The organism is Geitlerinema sp. PCC 9228 (assembly GCF_001870905.1).
In the GTDB taxonomy this organism is placed as follows: domain Bacteria; phylum Cyanobacteriota; class Cyanobacteriia; order Cyanobacteriales; family PCC-9228; genus PCC-9228.
Genome location: NZ_LNDC01000111.1, coordinates 12221 through 34857, shown reverse-complemented (window position 1 = coordinate 34857; position 22637 = coordinate 12221). Strand labels below are relative to the sequence as shown.

The window sequence follows — 22637 nt, the reverse complement described above, 5'->3', positions numbered from 1 at the left end:
ACGTTCGACTTTCTTCCAGTCGATATCTCGCCATTCCAGTCTCACCGTATTGTTTCCAACCGTTTTGGACGTATCCATGCTACTAAGACTTTACCTTCCAAGTTATCGAGAGTCTGTCGGCCTATCCAACCCATTACAGGCTGGCGTTCGCTTCTGACTCTATCCTGCCCACCGCAGGCTTGCGGATGGTTTCCTACTCAAGGTATCGACCTTGTCCCTTGAGAGCCATACGGGGGTTACTTCGTTCCAGATACCGATTGGTTGTGCCCTTAGGATGTCACTTTACGCCGGGTTGGTTTCGGGTGTGTGAAAGGTCTGAGAGATACCAGCCTTTCCTATATCCTTAACCTTTTGGTTCCTGCGTTTCAGTCCAATTTTCGCAGGGTCTACATGGCGACGCTTCAATCATGACTTCGTTGTCTATCCGTAGGCACTTGCTCGAAGGGATACCTGTTTGGACCCAGGCTTAACCTCCTTTCATCCCCGCTTCACCGATTTGATAACCATTCTCCTCGGTGGGGGATGTGCTTTCACGCAACACACCTTGCGGGACGGACTTGCACCGTCATCAGTATCCGGTTGTCAAGGGGTGAAACCCTTGCCTCGCCCACGCTTTAGGATGTTTCCTTCAGCTTTTGGCGAGAACGAATCGCACTTTCTAAAGCTATTGTAGGTCGCTTTCCCTATTTTATCGTGGCTGATTTTGTTGTTGTTATACCCGGGCGGGAGGTTGCATTCTGGCGAAGAAATGTACAATGTGGAATATAGATGAAACCTATTTTCGTTTAAGGAAGCGCAGCAAGGTTTAAGGAAACGCTATGACACAGGCAGCAACCCAAACCCAAGAAAAACAAAACGGTATTCAAGTTAGCGATAAGGCCCTCAAACACCTATTGGCTTTGCGCGAAGAGAAAGGCAACCAGGATTTATGCCTGCGGGTCGGTATTCGCCAAGGCGGCTGTTCGGGAATGTCTTACATGATGGATTTCGAACAGGAGGGCAATATTCGTGCTGACGATGAGGTGTTTGACTACGACGGGTTTAAGGTGGTTTGCGACCCCAAAAGCCTGCTTTACATCTATGGCTTGGTTCTCGACTACAGCGATGCTTTGATTGGCGGTGGCTTCCAGTTCACCAATCCCAATGCCACCCAAAGCTGCGGTTGCGGTAAATCCTTCTCGGCCTAAGCGCGAACAACAAGGTACAATTTTCATTTGGGTTGGCGGAAAACTAGAATTCAATGGTGTTTCTAGGTATTTTTTCCGTCAATCCAATTTTTTGTATCTATCCCCTGAAAAGCTAGCTTATGAGCGAGAAAACGGCAGAAGAACTTTTTAATGAAGGCGTAGAACGCTACCACGCCGGCGAAAATCCCGAGGATTTGATTCCTCTGTTTAAAACTGTATGCGATCGCGCTTCAAAAAACAGTCCCCCTTGGACTTCTTTGGCTTGGTTGTATTTGCTTACCGACCAACCTAAAGCTGCCTACAAAGCCGCCTCGAAAGCTGTGAAGTACAATCCCCACGACCCCCAAGCACGGGTCAATTTAGCGATCGCTATGTTGGAAACCAACAAAAAAGGCGTTCGCGACCATATCGATAAAGCCAACCAGTTGATGGTTACCTCTTCCGATTTACGCCAAGAATTGCAACAAAACTTTACAGATGGACTAAAGCGCAAGCCAGATTGGAAAAGCCTACAAAAAGTCCAAAATTGGTTGTTTGGCAGCTAAAATTATTGACTGCTGGGATGCCGGGTCTTGTCCCGGCATTTTTTCTTGCTGGTCAGTTTATAGAAATTAATCAAATTCGCTTCATAATTCCTTATACAACTTTATGAGATTTTCAGGTTGCCAATGATAAGATTTAGTGAAATCGACGATGAGGAAACTTTATCCTCAAATTTTTCTGGATCTCAATGTAGCGAAACTTAAGAGAGGTTAGGACAAATGACTGCAGGTAACGTAAATATCAAACCAGGCGCTCGCAATCACAAAGGCTTCTTTCTACAGAAAGGCAACTATCAACTAATAGATATTAACAAGTATGGATGGGCTTTAATTTGCCTGGATGATGCTGTTTGCCACTACGTCGATCCAGACGATTTGCAATTGCACAGCAAATCTTGTCAAATTGAAAGCTAGCTTCTAATTTGTGAGAAGATCTACTCAGAATTCTACAGGAATTTGGGTCTTAAACCTGAAAAATTGTCCAATCCCCAGTTGGACCAAACCTAAAAAAAAACTCCGCGACCCAAAACTCTATACCGGAAAAAATCCCTTAAATTTGATAAAAAAAACCAAGGCTGTACTTGGTAGCAAGTACAGCCATATTTTTGCTATCATCTAATACCAAATCCGCGACGCAAAACCACAATTTTCCTGTAGGGGGAACTCTCTGTTGGGGATTCTTTGTGTCGGGGTAGAAGGGCGCTACCCCGACATTTTTATGGGTTTATGTACATCGGATTTGGTATAATATTTTTTGAAATTGAAATGGTGGGACGTTCCAGCGATCGCGCCAACCACAACTACGATTCTAACGTTGCCTTCAAAGCCGATTGAATATCGGGATATTGATACTCAAACCCCGCCTCTTGCGTTCGTTTGGGAAGAACTTTTTGCCCTTCCAAAACCACCTTAGCCGCATCTCCCAACAGCAATTCCAAAGCAAAACTAGGAACCGGCAACCAGGAAGGTCGGTGCATCACTTCCCCCAAAACCTGACATAATTCTTTCATTCTAACCGGATTGGGCGTCGTCGCATTAAACGTACCGGCAACTTGCGGGTCTTGCAAAGCGCGGATAATAAAATCCACCAAATCTTCCCGATGGATCCAAGAAAACCACTGATTGCCTTCTCCCAAAGGACCGCCCATAAATAATTTAAACGGTAGCAGCATTTTCTCCACAGCGCCACCGGGTCCGACTACAATGCCAAACCGGAAAATCACCAGGCGAGTACCATGATTTTTCACTTCTTCGGCGGCCGCTTCCCATTTTTGGCAAACCTGTGCTAGAAAATCGTTACCGGGGGAACTGGTTTCGTCGAAAGTATCGGTTTCGCTGGTTCCGTAGTAGCCGACGGCGGAAGGATTGACCAACACGGCAGGTTGGGGATTGGCGTTGGCCATGGCTTCCACAATTTTTTGCGTTCCCAACTGACGGCTGTCTAAAATAGATTGTTGTCGTTGGGAGGTCCATCTTTCGTCAGCAATTGGCGTTCCGGCTAAATTTACGACCCCATCGCAGCCAGACAGTGCATTTTGCCATTCTCCCGATTGGGTTGGCGTGTAGGTGACCACTTCTAAATTGGCAAACGCCGATGGGGGGAACATGCGTTTGGCTTTTTGGGAAGAACGGGTAAAGACTAGCAGCGAATGACCCTGTTGGTGTAGCTTTTGTACTAGGCGAGAACCAACAAATCCCGTTGCGCCTGTAATGGCAATTTTCATGGGTAAATCCTAAAAAATTCCGAAATTTTACGCTGAATATATTCTCTATCCTAGAAAAATTCGCGTCCAAGCGATAACATAGGCAGCCGTTGTTGCTGAAATGGCAGAAATGTCAGCAATTGGTGAAATTTTCCCATTTTGCGGTTTGCCAATTGCAGTAAAATAGGCAAATCGACAAATGGCAAACAACAGGCAACATGGAAACGAAGATTTCCAAATGTGATGGAGGTCGATGGTGAAGCTGTCAGAAAGAGTTTCTCAAGTGACCCCTTCCCTAACCCTGGCGATTTCGGCGAAGGCAAAAGCTATGAAAGCTGAGGGGAAGGATGTATGTAGTTTTAGCGCCGGAGAACCGGATTTTGATACGCCGGAACATATTAAAACGGCTGCCAAGGAAGCTTTAGATGCGGGAAAAACCAAATACGGTCCGGTGGCTGGGGAACCGGCTTTGCGCGAAGCGATCGCGAAAAAATTAAAAAACGACAACCAGCTTGATTATACAGCCGAAAATGTCATTGTTACCAACGGCGGCAAACATTCCCTATATAATTTAATGGTGGCGCTGTTGGATCCGGGAGATGAGGTGATTATACCGGTTCCCTACTGGGTCAGTTACCCGGAAATGGTGAAGCTGGCATCGGGAGTACCTGTTTTTTTGCCTGCTTTTCGCGATAATGATTATAAAATTACCCCAGAAGCGCTGCGTTCGGCAATTACCGAGAAAACGCGGCTGTTGGTTCTTAACTCTCCTGCCAATCCCACCGGTAGCGTGTATTCGCCAGCAGAAATTCGCGCGTTGGCAGAAGTGGTTGCCGAGGCGGATATTTGGGTGGTTTCGGATGAGATTTACGAGAAAATTCTTTACGACGGCGCGCAGCATTTGAGTATTGGCGCGGCTTCTGTGGCGGCTTTTGAACGAACTGTGGTTAGCAGCGGTTTTGCCAAGGCGTATTCTATGACGGGTTGGCGGTTGGGATATTTGGCAGGCAATAGGGAGTTAATTCAAGCGGTGAGTTCTATTCAAAGCCACAGTACTTCTAATGTATGTACGTTTGCGCAGTACGGTGCGATCGCGGCTTTGGAGTCTTCCCAAGATTGCGTGGAAGAAATGCGTCAAGCGTTTGCCGAACGTCGGAAATTAATGGGCGATCGCTTGCAAGCTATGCCTGGTATTCAGGTTAGCATGCCCTACGGTGCTTTTTACTTTTTTGTGGATATTCGCCCAACCGGTCAAAATTCTCTCGATTTTTGCCAAAAACTTTTGGATAGCCAACAGGTGGCGGCGATTCCGGGGGTGGCTTTTGGCGACGATAAGGCGATTCGCCTGTCTTATGCGACGGATAGGGAAACCATTGAGAAAGGAATGGATCGATTGGAGAAATTTCTGCGATCGCAAGTATAGATAAATATAGATATCTTTGGCAGCCTGAATGGTATGGTTCCTCTAGCGGCAATTGATGTTGGCAATGCTTTGCGCCTTTCGCTGCAGGTTTCCCTGCTAGCCACGGTTTTTGTCACTTTGGTGGGTGGCAGTTTGGGATATTGGTTAGCCAAAGCTAAGTTTTCTGGGAAAAAATGGGTAGAAGCGATTGTCACCCTTCCCCTAACTTTACCACCGGTGGTGGTGGGATTTTATTTGCTGTTGTTGTTCGGTCAAAATGGTGTTTTGGGAAAACCTTTATACGATTTGACTGGCTGGAGTTTGGTGTTTACCTGGCAAGGCGCTGTGGTAGCGGCTACCATTATGGCATTGCCGATTATGACCAAAACCACCAAAGCGGCTTTGGAAAGTGTCGATTCGGTGTATTTGCAAGCAGCGGCAACGTTGGGTCAATCGCCAATGGCGGTTTTGTTTCGCGTTTGGCTGCCTTTGGCTTGGAAAGGGGTGTTGGCAGGGGTGGTGTTGAGTTTTGCGCGCTGTTTGGGAGAATTTGGTGCTACGTTAATGGTAGCTGGGAATATTCCTGGTAGAACCCAGACTATGCCAATAGCGATTTACGAGGCAGTTCAAACTGGCAAGGATGGTTTGGGGTTTTTATTGGTGGCGATTCTGAGTTTGGTGTCTATGGGAATTATTTTATTTTCCAGTTCGTTAAATGAATAGGCGAATGGTGGTATAGCAGGAATCTTGATGGCAGCGGCAAACCCAAATGCAGCATTGGTCTTTATCCGATTTTCGCCGTGATTCTCCCAGTTTTTGGTTGGTGGCGGTTTTTACTTCTATCGTTTTACACGCGATCGCTTTGTGGATGTTGCGAGATAGTTTTATTGTAGCTTCCCAACCTAGGTCTACTTCTAACAGCCAAAGCCATATTTCTTTTAAATTAGTAGAAAGGAAACCAAATACACCATCCTCTAGTTCGGATTCGCCATCTACGAATTCATCGCCAGCAACAAGGAAGGAAACTCCCCAGCCAGCTACTTCGCCAAAACCTTCTCCCGATTCGGAAGCGAATAATACGAGTGTAGCTACCAAATCTGAAATTCCAGCAGCCAACCCCTCGCCGACGCCTTCGCCTGCTACTGATAATCCAGAAAATTTAGCAACAAAACCCTCGCCGACGCCTTCGCCTGCTACTGATAATCCAGAAAATTTAGCAACCAACCCCTCGCCGACGCCTTCGCCTGCTACTGATAATCCAGAAAATTTAGCAACGAAACCCTCGCCGACGCCTTCGCCTGCTACTGATAATCCAGAAAATTTAGCAACGAAACCCTCGCCGACGACAACAACGAAGCCAGCAACCAATCCACAACCAGAAATATTGTCATCGCCAACTGGGGAAAATGGTTATCCTAGGGAAAATCGAGAAATTGCAAGTTCGCCAAGCGTTTCTGAAGAAAAATCGCCGAATATAGATAACTCACGCAGCAATCGTTCGACAGAACCTGGCACAAACACCACGGAAAATGCTACTGTTGGTGAAATTGGTGTTACGGCTAATATATTAGCTTCCCGTCTTGCCGACCCCAATCGCGATATCCCCGATAGACCTGCCAAACCCAACCCAACCCATGGAAATGCCGTCTTTTACTTGTCAGAAGGCGAAACGGATTTTGGTCGGGTGATGGTTATAACTGTGTTAGTAGAAGCTGATGGCAGTTCTCATGTAATTGCCGTACATTCCCAGCAAGGGGAAACCATATCGTCAAACCATCCTTACCAGAGGATAGCACGTTCTTTGGTCGAAAAGTGGCAGTTTCAACCCGCACAAACGGCAGGTCAACCAGTTGCTAGTTTGTTGGATGTAGAGGTCAAACTTGTTTCTCGCTGAATTGATAGAGAAATTTGATTTTTAGAAGAATAATATATAGAAAAATTATATGCGAGCAGCTAAGAGAAGCAGCGATCGCCTGTCATTCTACTGCATGCTAGCAGAAAAAAACCTAGTAGGGCGGGACACGGCCCACCCACCCATCAGGGATTTTTTGGCAGTTCTGGGAAACAGATATTTAGCTAATTCCCACGGCGATAGCAACCAATCCAGCTACAAATGCGATCGCTAAAACTCCCATAATGGCATAATTGCGCTTTTGAGTACTTGTGGGTGGTTCTGCTTGATAAACTTTCGGTTCGCGAGCAAAGTTATTTAGACGACCGCCATCTTCGGTTGTATAGGGCATAATACCTACTCCAGTTACGACATTTCTATTAGTTTAGCAGAAACGTAATGTTTCGTTGTTGTGGAATGCCTTTGTATGAATTTGAAAGCAATTGCCATCAAAAGGCTTCGCAACGACTATAGCACATAGCCACTTGGGTTTGTCCAGAAGCGATCCAAAGATAGCTCGGAAAACCACACAAATGCAGCTTTTGCTAAATTTCATCTTTCATTTTCCCCATTTTCTTGATTTCCAGAAGGGTCTACCGCTTCTACACTCACCCCCCAACGCTTTAATGTGGTTCCTAGGGTAATTTGCAAACTCGTTAGTTGGTTTAAATAGTCGATAACTGCTTGCAATTCCCGATTTTGCGCTTCCACAACGTCATCTTCTAAGTTGGCAATGTCTAAAATGCTCACGTCAACCCCCAAACGCAGTTTTTCCCGTTCGTTTTCTAGTTGTTGTTCGGTTAACTGCAAAGCTTCTTGCTCTAAAGTTATTTGACGGCGCTGAAAACGAAGGTCTCGCAAGCGGTTTTGTAGTTCGATGGTCAAATTTTCTCGCTCTTCTTTTAATCGATTTTGTTCTTTTTGCAATTGAATTCGAGCACGGCTAACGCTTTGTTCTCGTCTTAAATCCCCAAACTCCCGTTGCAATTGCAGACCAACGCGAAATTCCTGGCTATCTTCACTGCTGGTATCTAGATTGTTGCGATATCCTCCCGTCACATCAAATTGCCACAGGCGCTCATTTTTTGCTAACAGTAAATCGAGTTTTTCAATTTCTACTGCTAATTTAGCTTGCAAGTAGTCGGGATTGTTGGCTAAGGCAATGGGAAGGAGTTTTTTAACAGTTAGAGAGTCTAAGGTGATATTTTCAATTTCTAAACCGGCTAGAGATGTTTCCAGATTGATGTTTTCTAAGGATGGCGTTTCGGCGGCAATGATGGTCATATCGCGATCGCGTTGGATGTCTAAAATTTCCAATAAATTGAGTTGTGCTTCTTGTAAGTTATTTTGTGCTCTTTGCAGTTCGACTTCTTGTTCGGCAACTGAGCTTTGGCTGCTGACAATATCAATACCTGGACGACGACCGGCATCAATCAAGGCTTGCGTAACTTCTAATTGTCGTTTTGTACTTTGCAAGGCATTTTCTCGAATTATCAATGCCTGTTGTGCTTGGATAAGATTGCGATAGGCTCTGGTGACACGATCGATGGTACCGATCAGGCTATTTTTTAGGGTAAGTATGTTGATTTTTTCTTGTATTCTAGCTCGTTCGATTGGCTCGCGATTAACATCAATTCCTGCATCTTGCAATAGAGGCTGTTCGATGTTAACAGCAATTTCTTGATTCCAAATATTTTCGGCTATTTCTTGCCAATTTCGCCTCCCTTGCCATAGGATTTGAATATTCCCTCCTGTGGGTAAATCCATGGTTAAACCAGTATCGATTCCTATTTCACCGCGGCTGGTCGAATTGTCTCCAAAACGATTTTCCACAAAATCTGTAAAAATTCTTGGGGAAAAGTTAGGAACAAATTCATCTTCTGCAACTGCTAAATTTTGCCGGTCAATAATTCTGTCGAGATAGGCATTTTTAATTTGTCTGTTGTTTTGCAGAGCCAAAATAATAGCATTTTCTAAGGTTAGTTTGAACTGGGAAGTACTGGTTTGATTGGATGAGGATTCTTTGAGAGCAGCCACCCGATGTTGGTAGGTGGGTTTTGTGGTAGAATTTTTCGGTTGGGATGGGGAGTTTTCTACAGCGATCGCATTGGTATCGGGAGAAGGTTGGGGAGTTGGTGAAGGGGAAGGAGGAATTTTTGGTGGTTGGGGAAGCAAAACTTCTGCTTGCGGTGGCGGTGGGGATGTTTGTGGTATGCGATGCCATGTTGCGATCGCGCGTTGCGGGTTTATTGTTTTTTGCTCAATGGTAATTTCTGGAGAGGGTGGTGGGGAAGTAGGAGAAGAAGAAGAAAAGGTTTTGTAGATGGCTTTTTGTGCGGTAAAAATGAGGGAAGAGATAGAAATTTTTGGTTTTGGAGATGGGGAAGATTCCTGTTTGGCAGAACTGGTACCTGGCGGTGAAGATTCTCCCTGCAGCAGCAGCGAAAAACTACCTAATGTGGTCAAACTAGCTAGGGAAACAATGCCAAGACCAAATGCTATGCGACGGCAAAAGTAGATAATTTGCAAGCGAGAAGGAGACTCCATAAAGCAAAATAGAAAAGTGACACTAGAACTGGTTAATTTCCTCGTAAAGCGGCTACTGGATCGAGTTTGCTGGCTTGTAAAGCAGGAAAAAAACTAGCGCCAACGCCGACAAATATGGACGAACCAATGGCGATCGCAGCGTTGAATGTGCTAAAGGTATAGGGAAGGGTAAAGGTTTGCGCTACAATAATGGTAATACTATGAATGGTGGCGATCGCGAGGATTCCGCCTAATAAACTTAATAGTGTGGCTTCGAGGATAAATTGCAGCATAATATCTTTTTGGGTAGCGCCTATTGCCATTCGCAAACCGATTTCTGGGGTTCTTTCGGTGACGGTGGCAATGGTAATATTGGCGATGCCTACACCGCCTACTAGCAGGGAAACAACTCCAACGGCTAAAAGCGATCGCGATACCATTGTTAGGGTTTCTTCTTGTCGCTGAATGCGTCTAATATTATTAAACCCCCTAAATTTTTCATGGGGAAAACGCTGTTTGAGTAATTGTTCGGCACGTTGGTTTACTTTTTCCAAATTTTGACGATGGTAAGGTCGGATGGCAATTCGATCGATTTGTCGTTGAGCGGTCATTGCTTCGTAGTAAACTGTTGATACCAGCAAAAGTCCTTCGGACTGATTTCTAGAAAACAGGCTATTTTTGGTTTCTACAACGCCAATAATGAAATAGGGTCGTTGGCCAAAAAAGATGCGTTTGCCTACAGGATTGTCATTAGGAAATAATTCCGCTGCTAGTTTTTGGTCGATAACAATAACAGGACGATACTTTTCAATATCGGTTTTTGTAAAAAAACGTCCTTGTAATAATTTACGTCCGGAAGCTTCTAAGAATTTACGAGTAACGGCTTTACTATCTAAATTTTCTCGTTCAATATCTTGAAAACGTACGGCATTGCTTATATTCCAACTTATGCCGGCAATTGCTTTCACTTCATCTCTCATACGCGATCGCAAGTATTCCAAATCCTCATGTTGAAAATCCAACGTCCAAGAAAACAGTAGTGCTTGCGGTGCTTCTTGTTGGGAGAGTTGCTTGGCAATGACTTGCTGGCTAATGGTTCTTACCTGTAGCGTCCCCATCACCGCCGCTACTCCCATAAATACCCCTACCATGGTCAATCCCGAACGCAAAAGATTCGATCGCAAAGACAGTAAAGTTAGACGCAGCAAATCCCATTTTTTTACTGACATGGTCACTCCTGTTCTGATTCCGATGGTTTTGGTTTTGGTTTGGCTGCCACCAACATTCCCGGTTCCAAATTCATATCCGGTGTGGGAAGAACAATGCGATCGCCAATTTGCAACCCCTCCTTGACTTCTACTTTGGTCAATCCTTCCATACCAATTTCAATGGGTTGTTGTTGCAATTGGTTTTGTTCGTCTTGCAGCCAGACAAACGGTTTCTCCGAACCCATTGCCATCACAGCTTCTGTGGGAACGGCAACCACATCCTGACGTTGTTGCACCACAATTTCTACACTTACTTGAGATCCAGGAATTAATTCTCCCGTTGGCTTATCTAACTGAATTGTTACGGGTATTTTACCAGAAGACTCGCTGTTATTATTATCGCTGTCGGCTAACAAGGCAATATGCTCGATTTTGCCAGAAAACGTTTCCATTTGCGGACCAATCTTGTTAATGCGAGCCTGTTGGTTGGGTTCTACTTGGCTGGCTGTGAAGATAGGTAACTGTAGTTCGACAACTTCCTGTTGGGGATTTCCCAAAATCACCAATTCGTCTTCCTGGGAAACTACGTCCTCCGCAAGGGTTTTCACATCCAATACAACGCCGGCAAAAGGCGCTCGAATGCGACGTTTTTGTTGTTCTGACAAGAGTTCTTGGCGTTTTAACATCAATTCTTCTTGCTTGAGCAGACTGGTTTCTAGCTCGACTTGGGCTTGCTGCAGATTTGTTTTTGCACTTGCTACCTGTTCGCGCGCTTCTCGTAGCTTTTCTTGGATGGTTTGCTGGATGTCTTCTACATTCAAACGCTGTTTTTGCAAATTTATTTTTTCTTCTTCTAAGGTAATTTCTTGGCTGCGCAGGCGAGCGCGTGCGTCGCGTACGTTTTTTTCTGTGTCGAAATAACTATCCTCGGAGATAAATTCTTTGTCTAACAAGGTTTGGGCGTTTTGTCGTTTTCGTTCTGCGTTGGCAAGGTCGGCTTTGGCTTCTCGAACGGTTTGTACTTGGTTATCGATTTTCCGCTTTTGTTGTGCGATTTCTAACTGTTTTTCCCGCAATTCGCGGTGGTATTCGCTGTTTCCGGCTTGTAAAGTTTGAAGTTTGGCTTGAGCGTTTTCTAGCTTTTGTTGTGCTTCCCTTCCTTTTTGGCGTTGGTTTTCTAAGGTTATCTGGTGTTTGGCGATTTCTAATTCTTGTTTTTCTAGTTGGCTTTGTTGGTCCACATCGGCTAAAACAATTAGTAAATTGCCGCGGTTGACGCGATCGCCAGCATCCACCAATACTTCCTTGACAATTCCTTCGATGGGGGCCTTGAGGGTTTGCTGTCCGCCTAATTTTACGGTACCGTTTTCATTAACCACTTCTTCGACGGTATCTTTTTTGACTTGCAACACGCGAGCGACAACCGTCTGGCTGGTATGGCGAATTTGCCAAACATAAATTCCCCAACCTCCCAGACTAATGCCAGCGAGGATAGCCGATCCTAACAACCAACGCATGCCATGTTTTTTGGTGAGTTTGATGGCCATTGGTATTCCCACACCCACAGATATGTTCGTATTTTATCTTGGATTTTCTACCGATTCCAGTAGGTAAACCCTTTTTATTGCTGCTGGTTTGGAAAATATTGTTATTTTGGCATAGATGATGGCGAATACGATCTCGTACAGTCCTGCTTATACGATTGTGCCTACCTACGAATGTTTCAATCGCTGTAGCTACTGCAATTTTCGCACCGAACCGGGGAAAGATAAATGGTTGGAACTTTCCCAGGCGAGGAATTTATTGCGATCGCAGCAAAATAGAGGTACGTTAGAAGTTTTACTCCTCAGCGGCGAAGTTCACCCCAACAGCCAGCAACGACCGGCTTGGTTTAGCAGAATTTACGACCTGTGCGTGTTAGCGGCGGAAATGGGATTTTTTCCCCATACCAATGTGGGGCCTTTGCATCGCGAAGAAATGGCGAAATTGCGGCAGGTGAACGTGTCTATGGGGTTGATGTTGGAACAAATGACCCCGAAATTGCTAGAAACCGTACATCGCTACGCGCCTAGCAAAATTCCCCAAGTGCGCCGGCAGCAGCTAGAATGGGCTGGGGAGTTGCAAATTCCATTTACAACGGGATTGTTGTTGGGAATTGGTGAGTCTGAGGAAGATTGGTGGGAAACGTTGGAAACCATTGCCACTTTGCATTGCCGTTGGGGTCACATTCAAGAAGTAATTTTGCAACCGCATACCCAAGGAACCCGTCAAATTTGGCAGGAAAATACGTTTCCTATTTACCAGCAATTGCCAGAAATTGTCAGCAAAGCACGGGAAATTTTACCAGAGAATATGACGATTCAAATTCCGCCGAATTTGGTTTTGCAGCCGCAAATTTTACTGGATTGCTTGCAAGCAGGCGCGCGGGATTTGGGGGGGATTGGACCTACCGATGAGGTAAATCCTGACTATCCCCATCCCCACCGGCGGCAGTTGCAGGAAATTCTGGAACCGGCTGGCTGGCAGTTGCAACCGCGTTTGCCGGTGTATCCCCAATACGATGGTTGGCTTCCCCAATGGTTCCGTATCCCTGTAAGTCGGTGGCGGGAACGGGTGGCGGCAGACTGTGCGATCGCGGAGCATGCTTTCGATCGCCGAAAAAATTTGTAACAATTGCTGGCAAGAGATGGTTGGGAAAATTGTGGTTTTTGGGCAGTATTTGTACTTAGTTTGGCTGCTACTATGAAAAAATATGGGAAAGTACTCGGTAGATATGCTTAGCGATTCCATGGGTTGAGGCATTCTTATTTCGAGAATCTGGGGTTTATTTATTTTTCTTTACAGAAAACCAGAAAGATGTTGCAAAAGGTAAATTTCGATAAAAAAATATTGCTATTTTACCAGGTGAAAAGCGATCGCGAAAAAACATCAATTATCCTAATAAGTAGGAGATAGAAAGAGAAAACGAGCTAGCGAGTACGGACATTCCCTCGATCCCTATCTAGTGATTCCCCATTGGGGTCGTGGAAGCGCGGTTGTTTTCCTCGTTCTCGTTTTCATTTCTACTGCTTTTAAAAAGATTTGGTGGGATTTTATTGAGGATTAGAGGGATTTAACATGTCTGTAACAATTACCAATTTGACGCTACATATTATTGATGAAGAGATCGATGCTGCTTTGTACAGCCGCCGTTGCCAAAGCAGTGGTGTGACGGTACAAAATGGCAAAATTCGCGAGCAACTGCGTACTTACGTTCTCCAACAAGTGCAGCCTTGCTATGCCGTTATGAACGAAAACGACGATGAAAATTCACCGCGGACCTTGATTCCCCACCAACTGAGGCATCAAGTGAAATCCGCGGTGCGGCAAAAGTTGCGGGAATTGCTAGCAGAAGACAACTGGTACCAATCCCAACCTACTTCTTATCCATTAGGAGTGGAAGCCGAACAGGCCCCTTCGAGTTGGTTTGGTTAAGCTTCTAGGTAACTGCTGCGTATCGTACTCTTTGCACTTGGGTATGCCAAGTGCCATCCGGGTAAAAATAGAAAACCCGAAATCCCGGTTGTTGGCGATCGCTGGAAAAGGGTTCTTTAAAGGGAGCAAACTGAATGCAGGTAGAAGGCGTAGCTAGATACTGTACGCCTTGACGTTCGGCAGCAAACTCCTGATGGATATGTCCGGCGATCGCTAAACGTACTTGCGGGTATTTGTCAAGCACTTGCCAGAATTCCTCTGGATTTTCCAAGGTACTGCCATCCACCCAAGTGGTGTTGACCAGAAACGGCGGATGGTGTACAGCTACCAGGGTAGGGCGATCGCGACATTGTTGCAATTCCCGATCCAGCCACGTCAGGGTATCGGCGGAGAGTTTGCCACCTACCCAACCAGGCACCTGTGAAGGCAACAACAGGAACTGCCAACCTCCCAGTTGAAAAGATTTTTGCGGGTGAAAGGGAGGTTGGGAGAGAATCGGTTGCATGGCGGCAAAACAGTCGTGATTTCCAGCCAACCAGTAAGTGGGAATCTGCAATGGCGCGATCGCGTCGTACAATCGCTGGTAAGAGTCCATGGTTTCGTCTTGGGATAAATCCCCGGTTAGCAGTAGCATATCGGGTTTTGGTTGCAACTGCTGCACGCCATGGAGTACAGTTTGTAGGGATTTGGCCGTGTTGACGCCTTTGAGTTTTTGAGATTCGCTGGCAAACAGGTGGGTGTCGGTAATTTGCACTGCCACTAGAGCGGAATGGGAATTGGGATTCATACGTCTTCAAAAAATTTTTTTCTAGAACGGCCAACGCCTGTAGTTCATATGTTATTATGATTCTCGCAGTGGCGACATAGCCAAGCGGTAAGGCAGGGGTCTGCAAAACCTCTATTCCCCGGTTCGAATCCGGGTGTCGCCTTTTTGAGTTATTTTTCTATTTGTGTCCGGGGTCGGCGTCGTAGCTGATATACTGCGACATGTATTCTGGGGGTTCCACGTGGATGATGGTGCGTACCGGTGCGTATCGCTGTTCCAGTCTATCTTCCACAGCTTCGGTGATTTGGTGAGCCGTTTCTACGTCATTGGCATTGACGATTAAATGCATTTCGATAAAGACCTGACGACCGACGATGCCGCGAGAGGCGATCGCGTGGCAGTTGCGAACTCCCCGAACCTGCATCACTTCTTCGTAAATGGCTTCCGGTGCGATCGCGATTTCATCCACCAGCCAGGGTAAATTTTCTCTGACCACATCCCAGCCGCTTTGAAAAACCAACAACGCCACGGGGAACGCTAGCAACACATCCAGCCATTGCAACTGGGGAAGATCGACATTCCTTGCCGACCAAATGCCTACCAAACCACCAATAACAATCATGGTGACCCAAACATCTCCCATGGTATGCTTGGCGTCGGCAATCAGGATGCTGCTACCAATCTTCTGCCCCACAGAACGCTCGTAAAATGCTACAAAAATATTGACCCCCAATACTACTAACAACAACCACAGGTGGGAGGCTGTAATGGAAATTTCCTGGGTGCCAGTTAGAAGCCGATCGATGGCACCTTTGAGAATTTCAAAACAGGCGATTCCCAAAAAAGCCGCCACTCCCAAAGCACCAATGGCATCAAATTTTTGGTGACCGTAGGGATGTTCCCGGTCTGGCTTGGGGGTGGCAAAGTGGTTGGCGACCAATCCCAAAATGTTGTTGGCACTGTCGGTGATGCTGTGCAAGGCATCGGCTAGCAAGCTGAGGGAACCGGTCAGCAAGCCAATGGTTGCTTTGATTGCCATGACCAAAATGTTCAATGCTAGGGTGACCAGCAAAACGCGACGAACTTGAAAACGATTGTCGGTGACCACGGAATGGGTTTCCTCCTGGCGATCGCCACTTGAAGATCCTTCTCCCCAATCCTAATACGATTTTCTAATTGCAAATCGAAAAAAATCACTAATTGCAAAACCTATGACTGCTACTGTTTTCATTACGGGTGCTTCCCAAGGCAGCGGCCGGGCCACGGCCAAACTTTTTGCCGAAAAAGGCTACAATGTGGTATTGATTGCCCGACAAAGCGATCGCTTGCAAGCCACCGCCGCAGAACTGGCGGGGAGTAACGGTCAATCCCTTGCCATTCCCACCGATGTCACCGATGCCACCCAAGTGCAAACTGCGATCGCCAAAGCTTGGGAAACTTTTTCCAACATTGATGTATTGGTTAACAATGCCGGAATTTGCCTGACGGGAACCACGGAAAACACCTCCCTGGAAGATTGGCATCGGTTGATGGATGTGAATTTTTGGGGATATGTGCATACCATTGATGCCTTACTGCCTCACTTTTTGGAACGGGGAACCGGCAGCATTATCAATGTGGGTTCCTTTGGCGGCAAAATGCCACTCCCCAATATGACCGCTTACTGTGCCAGCAAATACGCCGTGACGGGATTGACCGAAACTTTGCATCTGGAATTGGAGGCGAAAGGCATCCACGTGGGTGCGGTTCATCCCGGGGTAATCAATAGTAGTTTTATGGAACGTGCCGTATTTCGTTCTACCGATGAAAACAATGCTAGCGAGGCACAGGAAAGAATGAATGCTATTTTGCGATCGCCTTGGGTCAGCCAGCCGGAAGATATCGCACAGGCGGTTTGGCAAGCCTACCAACAAAAACGCAGCGAAGTGATTGTGGGTGCTGCTTTTTGGCTAACAGAAGCCTACCGGTTGTTTCCGCCGCTGGTGCGTGGTTTCCTCGGTCAGGCTCGCTAGGTATTCGTTTGGTTCGTAGTTTGTTATACAATGGAAGCGTAGAAAAAGCTATTCTAGCGTTAAAAACGTATAGCGTGAACCCTACAAGATACCAAAAACTCCAACAAATCCTCAACCAACGACAACCCGACTTAACCGTTTTAGCGGAGAACGTTAAAAAACCCCATAATTTATCTGCTATTCTGCGTACTTGCGATGCGGTAGGGGTTTTTGAAGCTCATGCCGTCAATCCCACCGGTGGCGTTCCTACTTACAGCAGCGTAGCACAGGGCAGTCAAAAATGGGTCCCTTTACGCATCCATGCCGATATTGAAAGTGCGATCGCGTGTTTGCAAGAACGCAACTTTACCCTGTATGCGGCACATTTATCCCCAAACCAGATAGACTACCGCCAAATTGATTATACCCAACCCACAGCGATCGTGCTGGGAACGGAAAAGTTTGGGGTGAGCGATGAAACTGCCTCTTTGGTGGACCACCACATCCGAATTCCCATGGTGGGTATGGTACAATCGCTCAACGTTTCGGTTGCTGCCGCGACGATCGTGTTTGAAGCCATGCGACAGCGACAAGCCGCCGGCTACTACGACAGCTGTCGTCTTGACCAAGACACCTACCGGCAGGTGTTGTTTGAATGGTCGTATCCCGAAGTTGCCGAACGTTACCGCAAACTCGGCAAACCCTATCCTCCCCTCAATGAAGTGGGAGATATTGTCAGAGAAATGGCGTAAGCTAGCTATCTTCTTGCCTTTTTCCCAACCATGCAACTCCAGCGAATCGCGATCGCACCTTCCCAAGTTCGAGGCAATACCATTTCCCTCACTCCCCACCAGCAACATTATTTGTATCGGGTGTTGCGATGCCAACGCCGCGATCGTTTTATTGCTATGGATGGTGGTGGCAATTGGTGGCTTTCCCAACTAACCGGAGACTCGCAAGCGGAAATTGTGGAATTCCTCGATGCCAACAACGAACTACCAGTTGCTGTTACTCTGGCGGCTGCTATGCCGAAGGGAAGTGGGTTTGAAGAAATTGTACGCTACAGCACTGAGTTGGGAGTCACTCGCATCGTTCCCCTACAAAGCGATCGCACTTTGCTGCAACCCAGTGCCAAAAAACGCCAACGTTGGCAGCGGATAGCGGCGGAGGCGGCGGAACAGTCGGAACGCCAAATGATTCCGGAAATCACCGAACCCCTTTCTCTGGCGGCTTATTGTTCCACTGTATCTGATACCATTGCTATATCCCATCGCTTGGTTGCAGTTGCTAGAGCAGATGTTCCCCATTTGGCGGAAATGATACCTGTTTCTGGGGAAATTGCGATCGCCACAGGACCGGAAGGGGGATGGTGCGACAGGGAAACAATCTGTTTCCAAGAATATCATTTTCAGCCAGTTTCCCTTGGAAAAAGAATTTTACGAGCTGTTACGGCACCTTTGGTGGCTTTATCGGCGATCGCGGCGGCTTGCGAATCTGGAAAATAAGCGAAATTTTCAGACAATGGTTGCTTGGCTGAAAACGAAATCAAAAAAGATATTGGCAAAGGGAACTTTACCGTAGCATACTAGAGGTCAGGCAACCAGAAGTTTCTCGAAAAAACACCCAGAAAATAAGTATAGATGTTTCCCAAACGCAACCGCAAAAAGTTTACGGCGTTGAAAATTGCTTTCATCTACCTAGTGGTAAGCAGTTTGTGGATTTTATTCTCCGACCAGTTAATTTTAGGCATCACCGACCGCGTTGAAGTGACGGCGAGACTGCAAACAATTAAGGGATGGGTCTATACATTAGTGGTCACTGGACTTTTATACGAACTCATTCGTCGGTCGCGGCGATCGCTGGAACAAGCTAATAATTTGCTACTCAATATTATTGAGGGCACTCCTGATGCTATTTTCGTAAAAAATTGGCAAGGTCGCTACATTCTTTGCAATACAGCCACCGCAAAAGCTCTCAACTGCACTACCGAAGAAGTGGTTGGAAAAAGCGATCGCGATTTATTTGGCGAGGCAGAAGCTCAAGAAATTGTCGAAAACGAGCGTTCAATTTTAGAATCTGGTCAGCCACAAACTTTGGAAGAAACCGTACAGCTTTCTCAAGAGACCAAAACTTTTCTCTCTAACAAATATATTTGGCGTTCTCGTCAGGGACAACCCAAAGGAATCATTGGGATTGCCCGCGATATCACCGAACGCAAGCAATTATTAGAAGATTTACGGCGGCAAACCCATTCCCTACAAGCCTTAAGTGCGGTAACTGCTAATGCTATTAGTACGTTAGAATTGGACGATTTGTTGCATGTTTTGTTGCAACGAATTGCGGCTGTGATTGCTGCCGATGCGGCGATTATTTTCCTTTATGACAACGGTACTTTATATCCCCGCTGCGGTGTGGGAATTCCCGAGAGAAAATTAGAAAGATACGGACAAATTTCCATCCGGGGATTAGCCAATGCGATCGCAACGCAAAACCAACCCATTTATATTGAAGATATCCAGCGAGACAAGCGATTCCGTGCTGCTAGCGAAAAAACCCGGTCTTGGATGGGGGTACCTTTAAAAAGAAATGGGAATTTCGTTGGGGTTTTGCAAATTGAGTGGCACGACCTCCATCCCTACAGCGAACAGGAAATTCACCTGTTAGAAATTACCGCCGAACGCTGTGCCATGGCGATTTTAAACGCACAGCTATACGAAACCACCAAACAACTGCAAGAACGCCTGCAACTGCAAATCGAACGCATGCCCATTGGTTGTATTTTACACGATCGCCAAATGAAATTTACCGATTGGAACCCAGCCGCCGCCGAAATTTTTGGGTATTCCAAATCAGAAGTCTTGGGAAAACATCCCTACGAGCTCATTGTTCCGGCTGCTTTACAAAGTGAAGTCGAGGAAATTTTTCAAACCTTGAAATCGGGTCATTTTAGCGCGCGTAGCGTTAATAAAAATATTACCAAAGATGGGCATTTGATTACCTGCGAGTGGCACAATACTTCCCTGCGGGATGCCAAAGGCAATTTTACCGGGGTTTTGTCGATGGTCAAAGATATTACCGAACACCAGAGCATCCAAGACCGCATGTGGCGGTATGCTTTCTACGATGCGGTTACCCAACTTCCCAAGACGGAATTGTTCCTCAAACGGCTGGAACAAATGTTGCAGGAATATCAAAATCAGGAGCGGGGAACGTTTGCTTTATTCTATCTTTCTTTAGACCGGTTTCAATTTATTAAATACAGCCTCGGCCATAATATTGCCAAACAACTTTGTATGGCCGTTGCCAGACGTTTGGAATCCTATTCGCCAACCCCAGCCATGCTGGCTAGAATTGAAGGGGATGAGTTTGCCATAATTTTGGAAACGGTTGCCGAACATAGCGATGCTATTCATATTTGCCAGCAAATTCAAAATGAATTGGTCAAACCGTTTCATCTCTCCGGTCACGAAATTTTTACTACGGCAAGTATTGGGGTGGTTTTGAGTTCGCTTCCCAATATTGATGCCGAAAGTTTTTTGCAAGCTGCCGATACGGCAATGCATAGCGCTCAAATTCAAGATACAGCCAATAATTATGTTGTTTTTGACGAACAAATGCAAGCGGAAGCAACGCGCAAGTTTCAACTCGATTTGGATTTGCGACGTGCTTTAGACAATCAAGAACTCATGGTATACTACCAGCCAATTGTTTCTATAAGCGATCGCCGTTTGAGCGGTTTTGAAGCACTGCTACGCTGGCAACATCCTTTGCAAGGCTTTATTTCGCCGGCAGAGTTTATTCCCCTTGCCGAGGAAATTGGGTTGATTTCTTCGTTGGGAATGTGGGTTTTGTACGAAACTTGCCAGCAAATTAGAGCGTGGCAGCAGGCATATCAAATTTCGTTTCCCCTCACGGTGAGCGTGAATATTTCTGCCATGCAACTCAAGCAGCCTAATTTTATCGAACAAATTGATAGTATTTTAAATACCACTGGCATTGACCCCCAAAATTTAAAATTAGAAATTACGGAAAGTGTTTTGGTGGAAAATACGCAACAGATTATTAGAATTTTAGAGCAGTTGAAGGCACGGAAACTGAGTATTTGTATTGACGATTTTGGGACGGGATATTCTTCTTTGAGCTACCTACATTCGTTTCCTTTCGATACGTTAAAAATCGATCGCTCTTTCGTCAGACGCATTGGTATCGAAACCGAAAGCGAATCGGTCATGCACACGATTGTGGTTTTGGCACGCAATTTAAATATGGAAATTATTGCCGAGGGGATCGAAACATTGGAGCAGTTGGCTCATTTACAAAATTTAGGATGCGAGTACGGTCAGGGGTATCTATTTTCCCGACCGGAAGCTAATTCTGCGATCGCGCAATTGCTGGCTTCGGGAAATTTGCATTTGTAGGGGAGTGTGGAAGCAGGGGAGAAACACCAACCAATTTACGACTTTCTTTTTCTTTTCCTTCTTCCTATTCCAGAATCCCAACTCCCGAGGTCCCATTCTCTCTCCTCTCCCCGGCGGCGTGCCATCAGTTTCAAATAGATTTCTTGATAAACTTCCCGGCTAATAGGATAGAAATAAGCTAAAATTAATCCAAAAATTAGTAAAATGGCTGGTAAGGGACTGATAATTAAGCGAATAGCCAGCATCGCCGATTCCGGCTGTGGCGGGGGTGCAGTTTCGCCGCGGGGAATGGAGATAAAGCCAGCGATCGCGAGAATTCTACCTACCAAAAATAAAGCGATCGCGGTCCCCAATTTTTCCAAAAATACGGTAAAACCGTAGAAAATCCCTTCGCGACGTTCGCCAGTAAGCAGTTCGTCGTAATCGACCACATCGGGAAACATGGACCACGGGACGAGATAGGCGGTAGATAAGCCAATGCCTACCATAACGGCGAAAAAGTACATCCAGCCAACGCTGTCGGGTTGGAGTAACAAAAGACCCACTTGTGCAATTAACCACAAAGGAACCCCCAGCAAATAAACGATCTTTTTCCCAAAACGCCTGCCGATGACACTCCAACCAAATACTGCTGCCAGTGCGGTTCCCTGAACGGCAATGGCGGCTTGCACCAAGTGATTTTCCGATAGTTTCATCCAGTTAACCACAAAATAAGGCAGAATCGAAGCGGTTAGTTGCGCTGCCAGCCAGGAACACAAATAGATACCGATAACCAATAAATAGGGACGGTTGCTGAGAATTGTTTTCACTTGCTGTTTGAAGGGCAACCGTTTGGCATCTTGGGGAGGCTGTTGGTAGCGTACTTTCTGAAATCGCGGATAGGTGCCCCAAATGCTAAAATAAGTCGGCACGATCGCGAACATGCCGCCAATGGCCCCCAAGACCAAATAGCGTTCCGGTCCAGTTGCCATGACAGCGAATATGCTTTTTGCCAGTAGCAAACCGCACATGCCACCACCAATGCTAAAGGCAGAACGAAAGCTCATCAAACTGGTACGTTCGTCGTAGTCTCGGGTGAGTTCCGGTGCCAAAGCCGAAGCTGGTAGCATGACTGAGGTATAGGCACTGAAAAACAAAATAGCAACGAAACTGTAGTAGGCAAACATTTGCCAATCTTTCTCAAAAGGGGGAATAAACCACACCAGAAAGAAGGCAATTCCCAGGGAAATGCCACCAGCCAGCATCCAGGGGTAGCGTTTTCCCCAGCGGTGGATAATGTTGGGAGGCAAAAAGCGATCGCAGCGATCGCTGAGGGTGCCAATGAGGGGATCGTTAAAGGCATCCCAAATATTGCCAACCAGCAAGACGCTGCCTGCTAAGGCAGGATCCAAACCAGCAACATTGGTCAGAAAAAATAAAGCAAAGAAGGCTAAAATATTGGTGGTCATGGCCCCACCCATAACGCCAGCACCATAGGCAAATTTAACGGTGGGATGGAGTTTGTCTTGCATGAAGCTACCCTGGGGTTG

At 46.2% G+C, this 22637-nt stretch carries 21 protein-coding genes and 1 tRNA gene; 13 read left to right on the top strand and 9 right to left on the bottom strand.

Features of this window, described 5'->3' with window-relative positions; genetic code table 11:
* The first annotated feature begins 818 nt into the window (after positions 1-818).
* From AS151_RS12340 to AS151_RS12330, 3 genes are all read left to right on the top strand, one after another.
* Positions 819-1187: an iron-sulfur cluster assembly accessory protein gene (locus AS151_RS12340; RefSeq protein ID WP_071517365.1), complete on the top strand. Its 369-nt coding sequence runs from the start codon at positions 819-821 to the stop codon at positions 1185-1187.
* 119 nt (positions 1188-1306) lie between these two features.
* A complete protein-coding gene (locus AS151_RS12335; protein ID WP_071517364.1) occupies positions 1307-1732 on the top strand; it encodes a hypothetical protein in 426 nt (141 codons plus the stop codon).
* Between the two features lie 216 nt (positions 1733-1948).
* Positions 1949-2143 (top strand): hypothetical protein, encoded by a 195-nt coding sequence (locus tag AS151_RS12330; protein WP_071517363.1) that lies wholly within the window; start codon positions 1949-1951, stop codon positions 2141-2143.
* A gap of 386 nt (positions 2144-2529) precedes the next feature.
* On the opposite strand, the gene AS151_RS12325 is transcribed toward AS151_RS12330, so the two are convergent.
* A complete protein-coding gene (locus tag AS151_RS12325) occupies positions 2530-3453 on the bottom strand; it encodes a TIGR01777 family oxidoreductase (RefSeq protein WP_071517362.1) in 924 nt (307 codons plus the stop codon).
* A 235-nt stretch (positions 3454-3688) separates the two neighbouring features.
* Between AS151_RS12325 and AS151_RS12320 the strand changes: the two genes are divergently transcribed.
* Positions 3689-4855: a pyridoxal phosphate-dependent aminotransferase gene (locus tag AS151_RS12320; RefSeq protein WP_071517368.1), complete on the top strand. Its 1167-nt coding sequence runs from the start codon at positions 3689-3691 to the stop codon at positions 4853-4855.
* Between the two features lie 33 nt (positions 4856-4888).
* Entirely contained in the window at positions 4889-5557 is a 669-nt protein-coding gene (gene modB, locus AS151_RS12315) for a molybdate ABC transporter permease subunit (protein WP_071517361.1), read from the top strand.
* Here modB and AS151_RS12310 read toward each other — a convergent pair.
* Complete coding sequence (locus AS151_RS12310) at positions 5546-6202, bottom strand: hypothetical protein (RefSeq protein ID WP_071517360.1); 657 nt, start codon at positions 6200-6202, stop codon at positions 5546-5548. The two genes, modB and AS151_RS12310, sit on opposite strands and share 12 nt — an antisense overlap.
* A gap of 16 nt (positions 6203-6218) precedes the next feature.
* Here AS151_RS12310 and AS151_RS12305 point away from each other — a divergent pair, with 16 nt between their 5' ends.
* Entirely contained in the window at positions 6219-6728 is a 510-nt protein-coding gene (locus tag AS151_RS12305; protein ID WP_071517359.1) for a hypothetical protein, read from the top strand.
* A 178-nt stretch (positions 6729-6906) separates the two neighbouring features.
* On the opposite strand, the gene AS151_RS21560 is transcribed toward AS151_RS12305, so the two are convergent.
* The 4 genes from AS151_RS21560 to AS151_RS12290 form a co-directional block, all read right to left on the bottom strand.
* Complete coding sequence (locus tag AS151_RS21560) at positions 6907-7077, bottom strand: ssl1498 family light-harvesting-like protein (protein WP_139240636.1); 171 nt, start codon at positions 7075-7077, stop codon at positions 6907-6909.
* Positions 7078-7277: 200 nt separating this feature from the next.
* Positions 7278-9272: a TolC family protein gene (locus tag AS151_RS12300; protein ID WP_071517358.1), complete on the bottom strand. Its 1995-nt coding sequence runs from the start codon at positions 9270-9272 to the stop codon at positions 7278-7280.
* Positions 9273-9304: 32 nt separating this feature from the next.
* Positions 9305-10480: an ABC transporter permease gene (locus AS151_RS12295; RefSeq protein ID WP_071517357.1), complete on the bottom strand. Its 1176-nt coding sequence runs from the start codon at positions 10478-10480 to the stop codon at positions 9305-9307.
* 2 nt (positions 10481-10482) lie between these two features.
* Positions 10483-12018: an efflux RND transporter periplasmic adaptor subunit gene (locus AS151_RS12290; protein ID WP_211517584.1), complete on the bottom strand. Its 1536-nt coding sequence runs from the start codon at positions 12016-12018 to the stop codon at positions 10483-10485.
* Positions 12019-12124: 106 nt separating this feature from the next.
* Here AS151_RS12290 and cofG point away from each other — a divergent pair, with 106 nt between their 5' ends.
* Together cofG and AS151_RS12280 are read left to right on the top strand one after the other, a co-directional pair.
* A complete protein-coding gene (cofG, locus tag AS151_RS12285) occupies positions 12125-13129 on the top strand; it encodes a 7,8-didemethyl-8-hydroxy-5-deazariboflavin synthase subunit CofG (RefSeq protein ID WP_071517367.1) in 1005 nt (334 codons plus the stop codon).
* 447 nt (positions 13130-13576) lie between these two features.
* Positions 13577-13933, top strand: coding sequence for a hypothetical protein (locus AS151_RS12280; protein ID WP_071517355.1), 357 nt, complete (start codon positions 13577-13579; stop codon positions 13931-13933).
* A gap of 4 nt (positions 13934-13937) precedes the next feature.
* Here the strand turns inward: AS151_RS12280 and cpdA are convergent, their stop codons facing one another.
* Positions 13938-14720 carry a 3',5'-cyclic-AMP phosphodiesterase gene (gene cpdA / locus AS151_RS12275; RefSeq protein ID WP_071517354.1) on the bottom strand — a complete coding sequence of 261 codons (783 nt, stop codon included), beginning with the start codon at positions 14718-14720 and terminating at the stop codon, positions 13938-13940.
* A 70-nt stretch (positions 14721-14790) separates the two neighbouring features.
* Between cpdA and AS151_RS12270 the strand changes: the two genes are divergently transcribed.
* A tRNA-Cys gene (locus AS151_RS12270) sits at positions 14791-14862 on the top strand.
* A 15-nt stretch (positions 14863-14877) separates the two neighbouring features.
* Here AS151_RS12270 and AS151_RS12265 read toward each other — a convergent pair.
* A complete protein-coding gene (locus tag AS151_RS12265; RefSeq protein ID WP_071517353.1) occupies positions 14878-15807 on the bottom strand; it encodes a cation diffusion facilitator family transporter in 930 nt (309 codons plus the stop codon).
* Between the two features lie 103 nt (positions 15808-15910).
* Between AS151_RS12265 and AS151_RS12260 the strand changes: the two genes are divergently transcribed.
* From AS151_RS12260 to AS151_RS12245, 4 genes are all read left to right on the top strand, one after another.
* Positions 15911-16711, top strand: coding sequence for an SDR family oxidoreductase (locus AS151_RS12260; RefSeq protein WP_071517352.1), 801 nt, complete (start codon positions 15911-15913; stop codon positions 16709-16711).
* 74 nt (positions 16712-16785) lie between these two features.
* The gene (trmH, locus tag AS151_RS12255) at positions 16786-17442 is read left to right on the top strand and encodes a tRNA (guanosine(18)-2'-O)-methyltransferase TrmH (protein WP_084639552.1); all 657 of its coding nucleotides are present in this window, start codon (positions 16786-16788) and stop codon (positions 17440-17442) included.
* A 30-nt stretch (positions 17443-17472) separates the two neighbouring features.
* Positions 17473-18195 carry a 16S rRNA (uracil(1498)-N(3))-methyltransferase gene (locus tag AS151_RS12250; protein WP_071517351.1) on the top strand — a complete coding sequence of 241 codons (723 nt, stop codon included), beginning with the start codon at positions 17473-17475 and terminating at the stop codon, positions 18193-18195.
* A 135-nt stretch (positions 18196-18330) separates the two neighbouring features.
* Positions 18331-21108 carry an EAL domain-containing protein gene (locus AS151_RS12245; RefSeq protein ID WP_071517350.1) on the top strand — a complete coding sequence of 926 codons (2778 nt, stop codon included), beginning with the start codon at positions 18331-18333 and terminating at the stop codon, positions 21106-21108.
* 35 nt (positions 21109-21143) lie between these two features.
* Here AS151_RS12245 and AS151_RS12240 read toward each other — a convergent pair whose 3' ends face one another.
* Positions 21144-22619, bottom strand: a complete 1476-nt coding sequence (locus AS151_RS12240) for an MFS transporter (protein WP_071517349.1) — start codon at positions 22617-22619, stop codon at positions 21144-21146.
* Positions 22620-22637: the final 18 nt, after the last annotated feature.

Excerpts from the sequence above, each read along its gene's own strand:
- AS151_RS12245 (WP_071517350.1), top strand. The coding sequence starts at position 18,331 with ATGTTTCCCAAACGCAACCGCAAAAAGTTTACGGCGTTGAAAATTGCT.
- AS151_RS12250 (WP_071517351.1), top strand. The coding sequence starts at position 17,473 with ATGCAACTCCAGCGAATCGCGATCGCACCTTCCCAAGTTCGAGGCAAT.
- modB (WP_071517361.1), top strand. The coding sequence starts at position 4,889 with ATGGTTCCTCTAGCGGCAATTGATGTTGGCAATGCTTTGCGCCTTTCG.
- cofG (WP_071517367.1), top strand. The coding sequence starts at position 12,125 with ATGGCGAATACGATCTCGTACAGTCCTGCTTATACGATTGTGCCTACC.
- AS151_RS12340 (WP_071517365.1), top strand. The coding sequence starts at position 819 with ATGACACAGGCAGCAACCCAAACCCAAGAAAAACAAAACGGTATTCAA.
- AS151_RS12260 (WP_071517352.1), top strand. The coding sequence starts at position 15,911 with ATGACTGCTACTGTTTTCATTACGGGTGCTTCCCAAGGCAGCGGCCGG.
- AS151_RS12300 (WP_071517358.1), bottom strand. The coding sequence starts at position 9,272 with ATGGAGTCTCCTTCTCGCTTGCAAATTATCTACTTTTGCCGTCGCATA.
- AS151_RS12335 (WP_071517364.1), top strand. The coding sequence starts at position 1,307 with ATGAGCGAGAAAACGGCAGAAGAACTTTTTAATGAAGGCGTAGAACGC.
- AS151_RS12280 (WP_071517355.1), top strand. The coding sequence starts at position 13,577 with ATGTCTGTAACAATTACCAATTTGACGCTACATATTATTGATGAAGAG.
- AS151_RS12295 (WP_071517357.1), bottom strand. The coding sequence starts at position 10,480 with ATGTCAGTAAAAAAATGGGATTTGCTGCGTCTAACTTTACTGTCTTTG.
- AS151_RS12240 (WP_071517349.1), bottom strand. The coding sequence starts at position 22,619 with ATGCAAGACAAACTCCATCCCACCGTTAAATTTGCCTATGGTGCTGGC.
- AS151_RS21560 (WP_139240636.1), bottom strand. The coding sequence starts at position 7,077 with ATGCCCTATACAACCGAAGATGGCGGTCGTCTAAATAACTTTGCTCGC.
- AS151_RS12330 (WP_071517363.1), top strand. The coding sequence starts at position 1,949 with ATGACTGCAGGTAACGTAAATATCAAACCAGGCGCTCGCAATCACAAA.
- cpdA (WP_071517354.1), bottom strand. The coding sequence starts at position 14,720 with ATGAATCCCAATTCCCATTCCGCTCTAGTGGCAGTGCAAATTACCGAC.
- AS151_RS12325 (WP_071517362.1), bottom strand. The coding sequence starts at position 3,453 with ATGAAAATTGCCATTACAGGCGCAACGGGATTTGTTGGTTCTCGCCTA.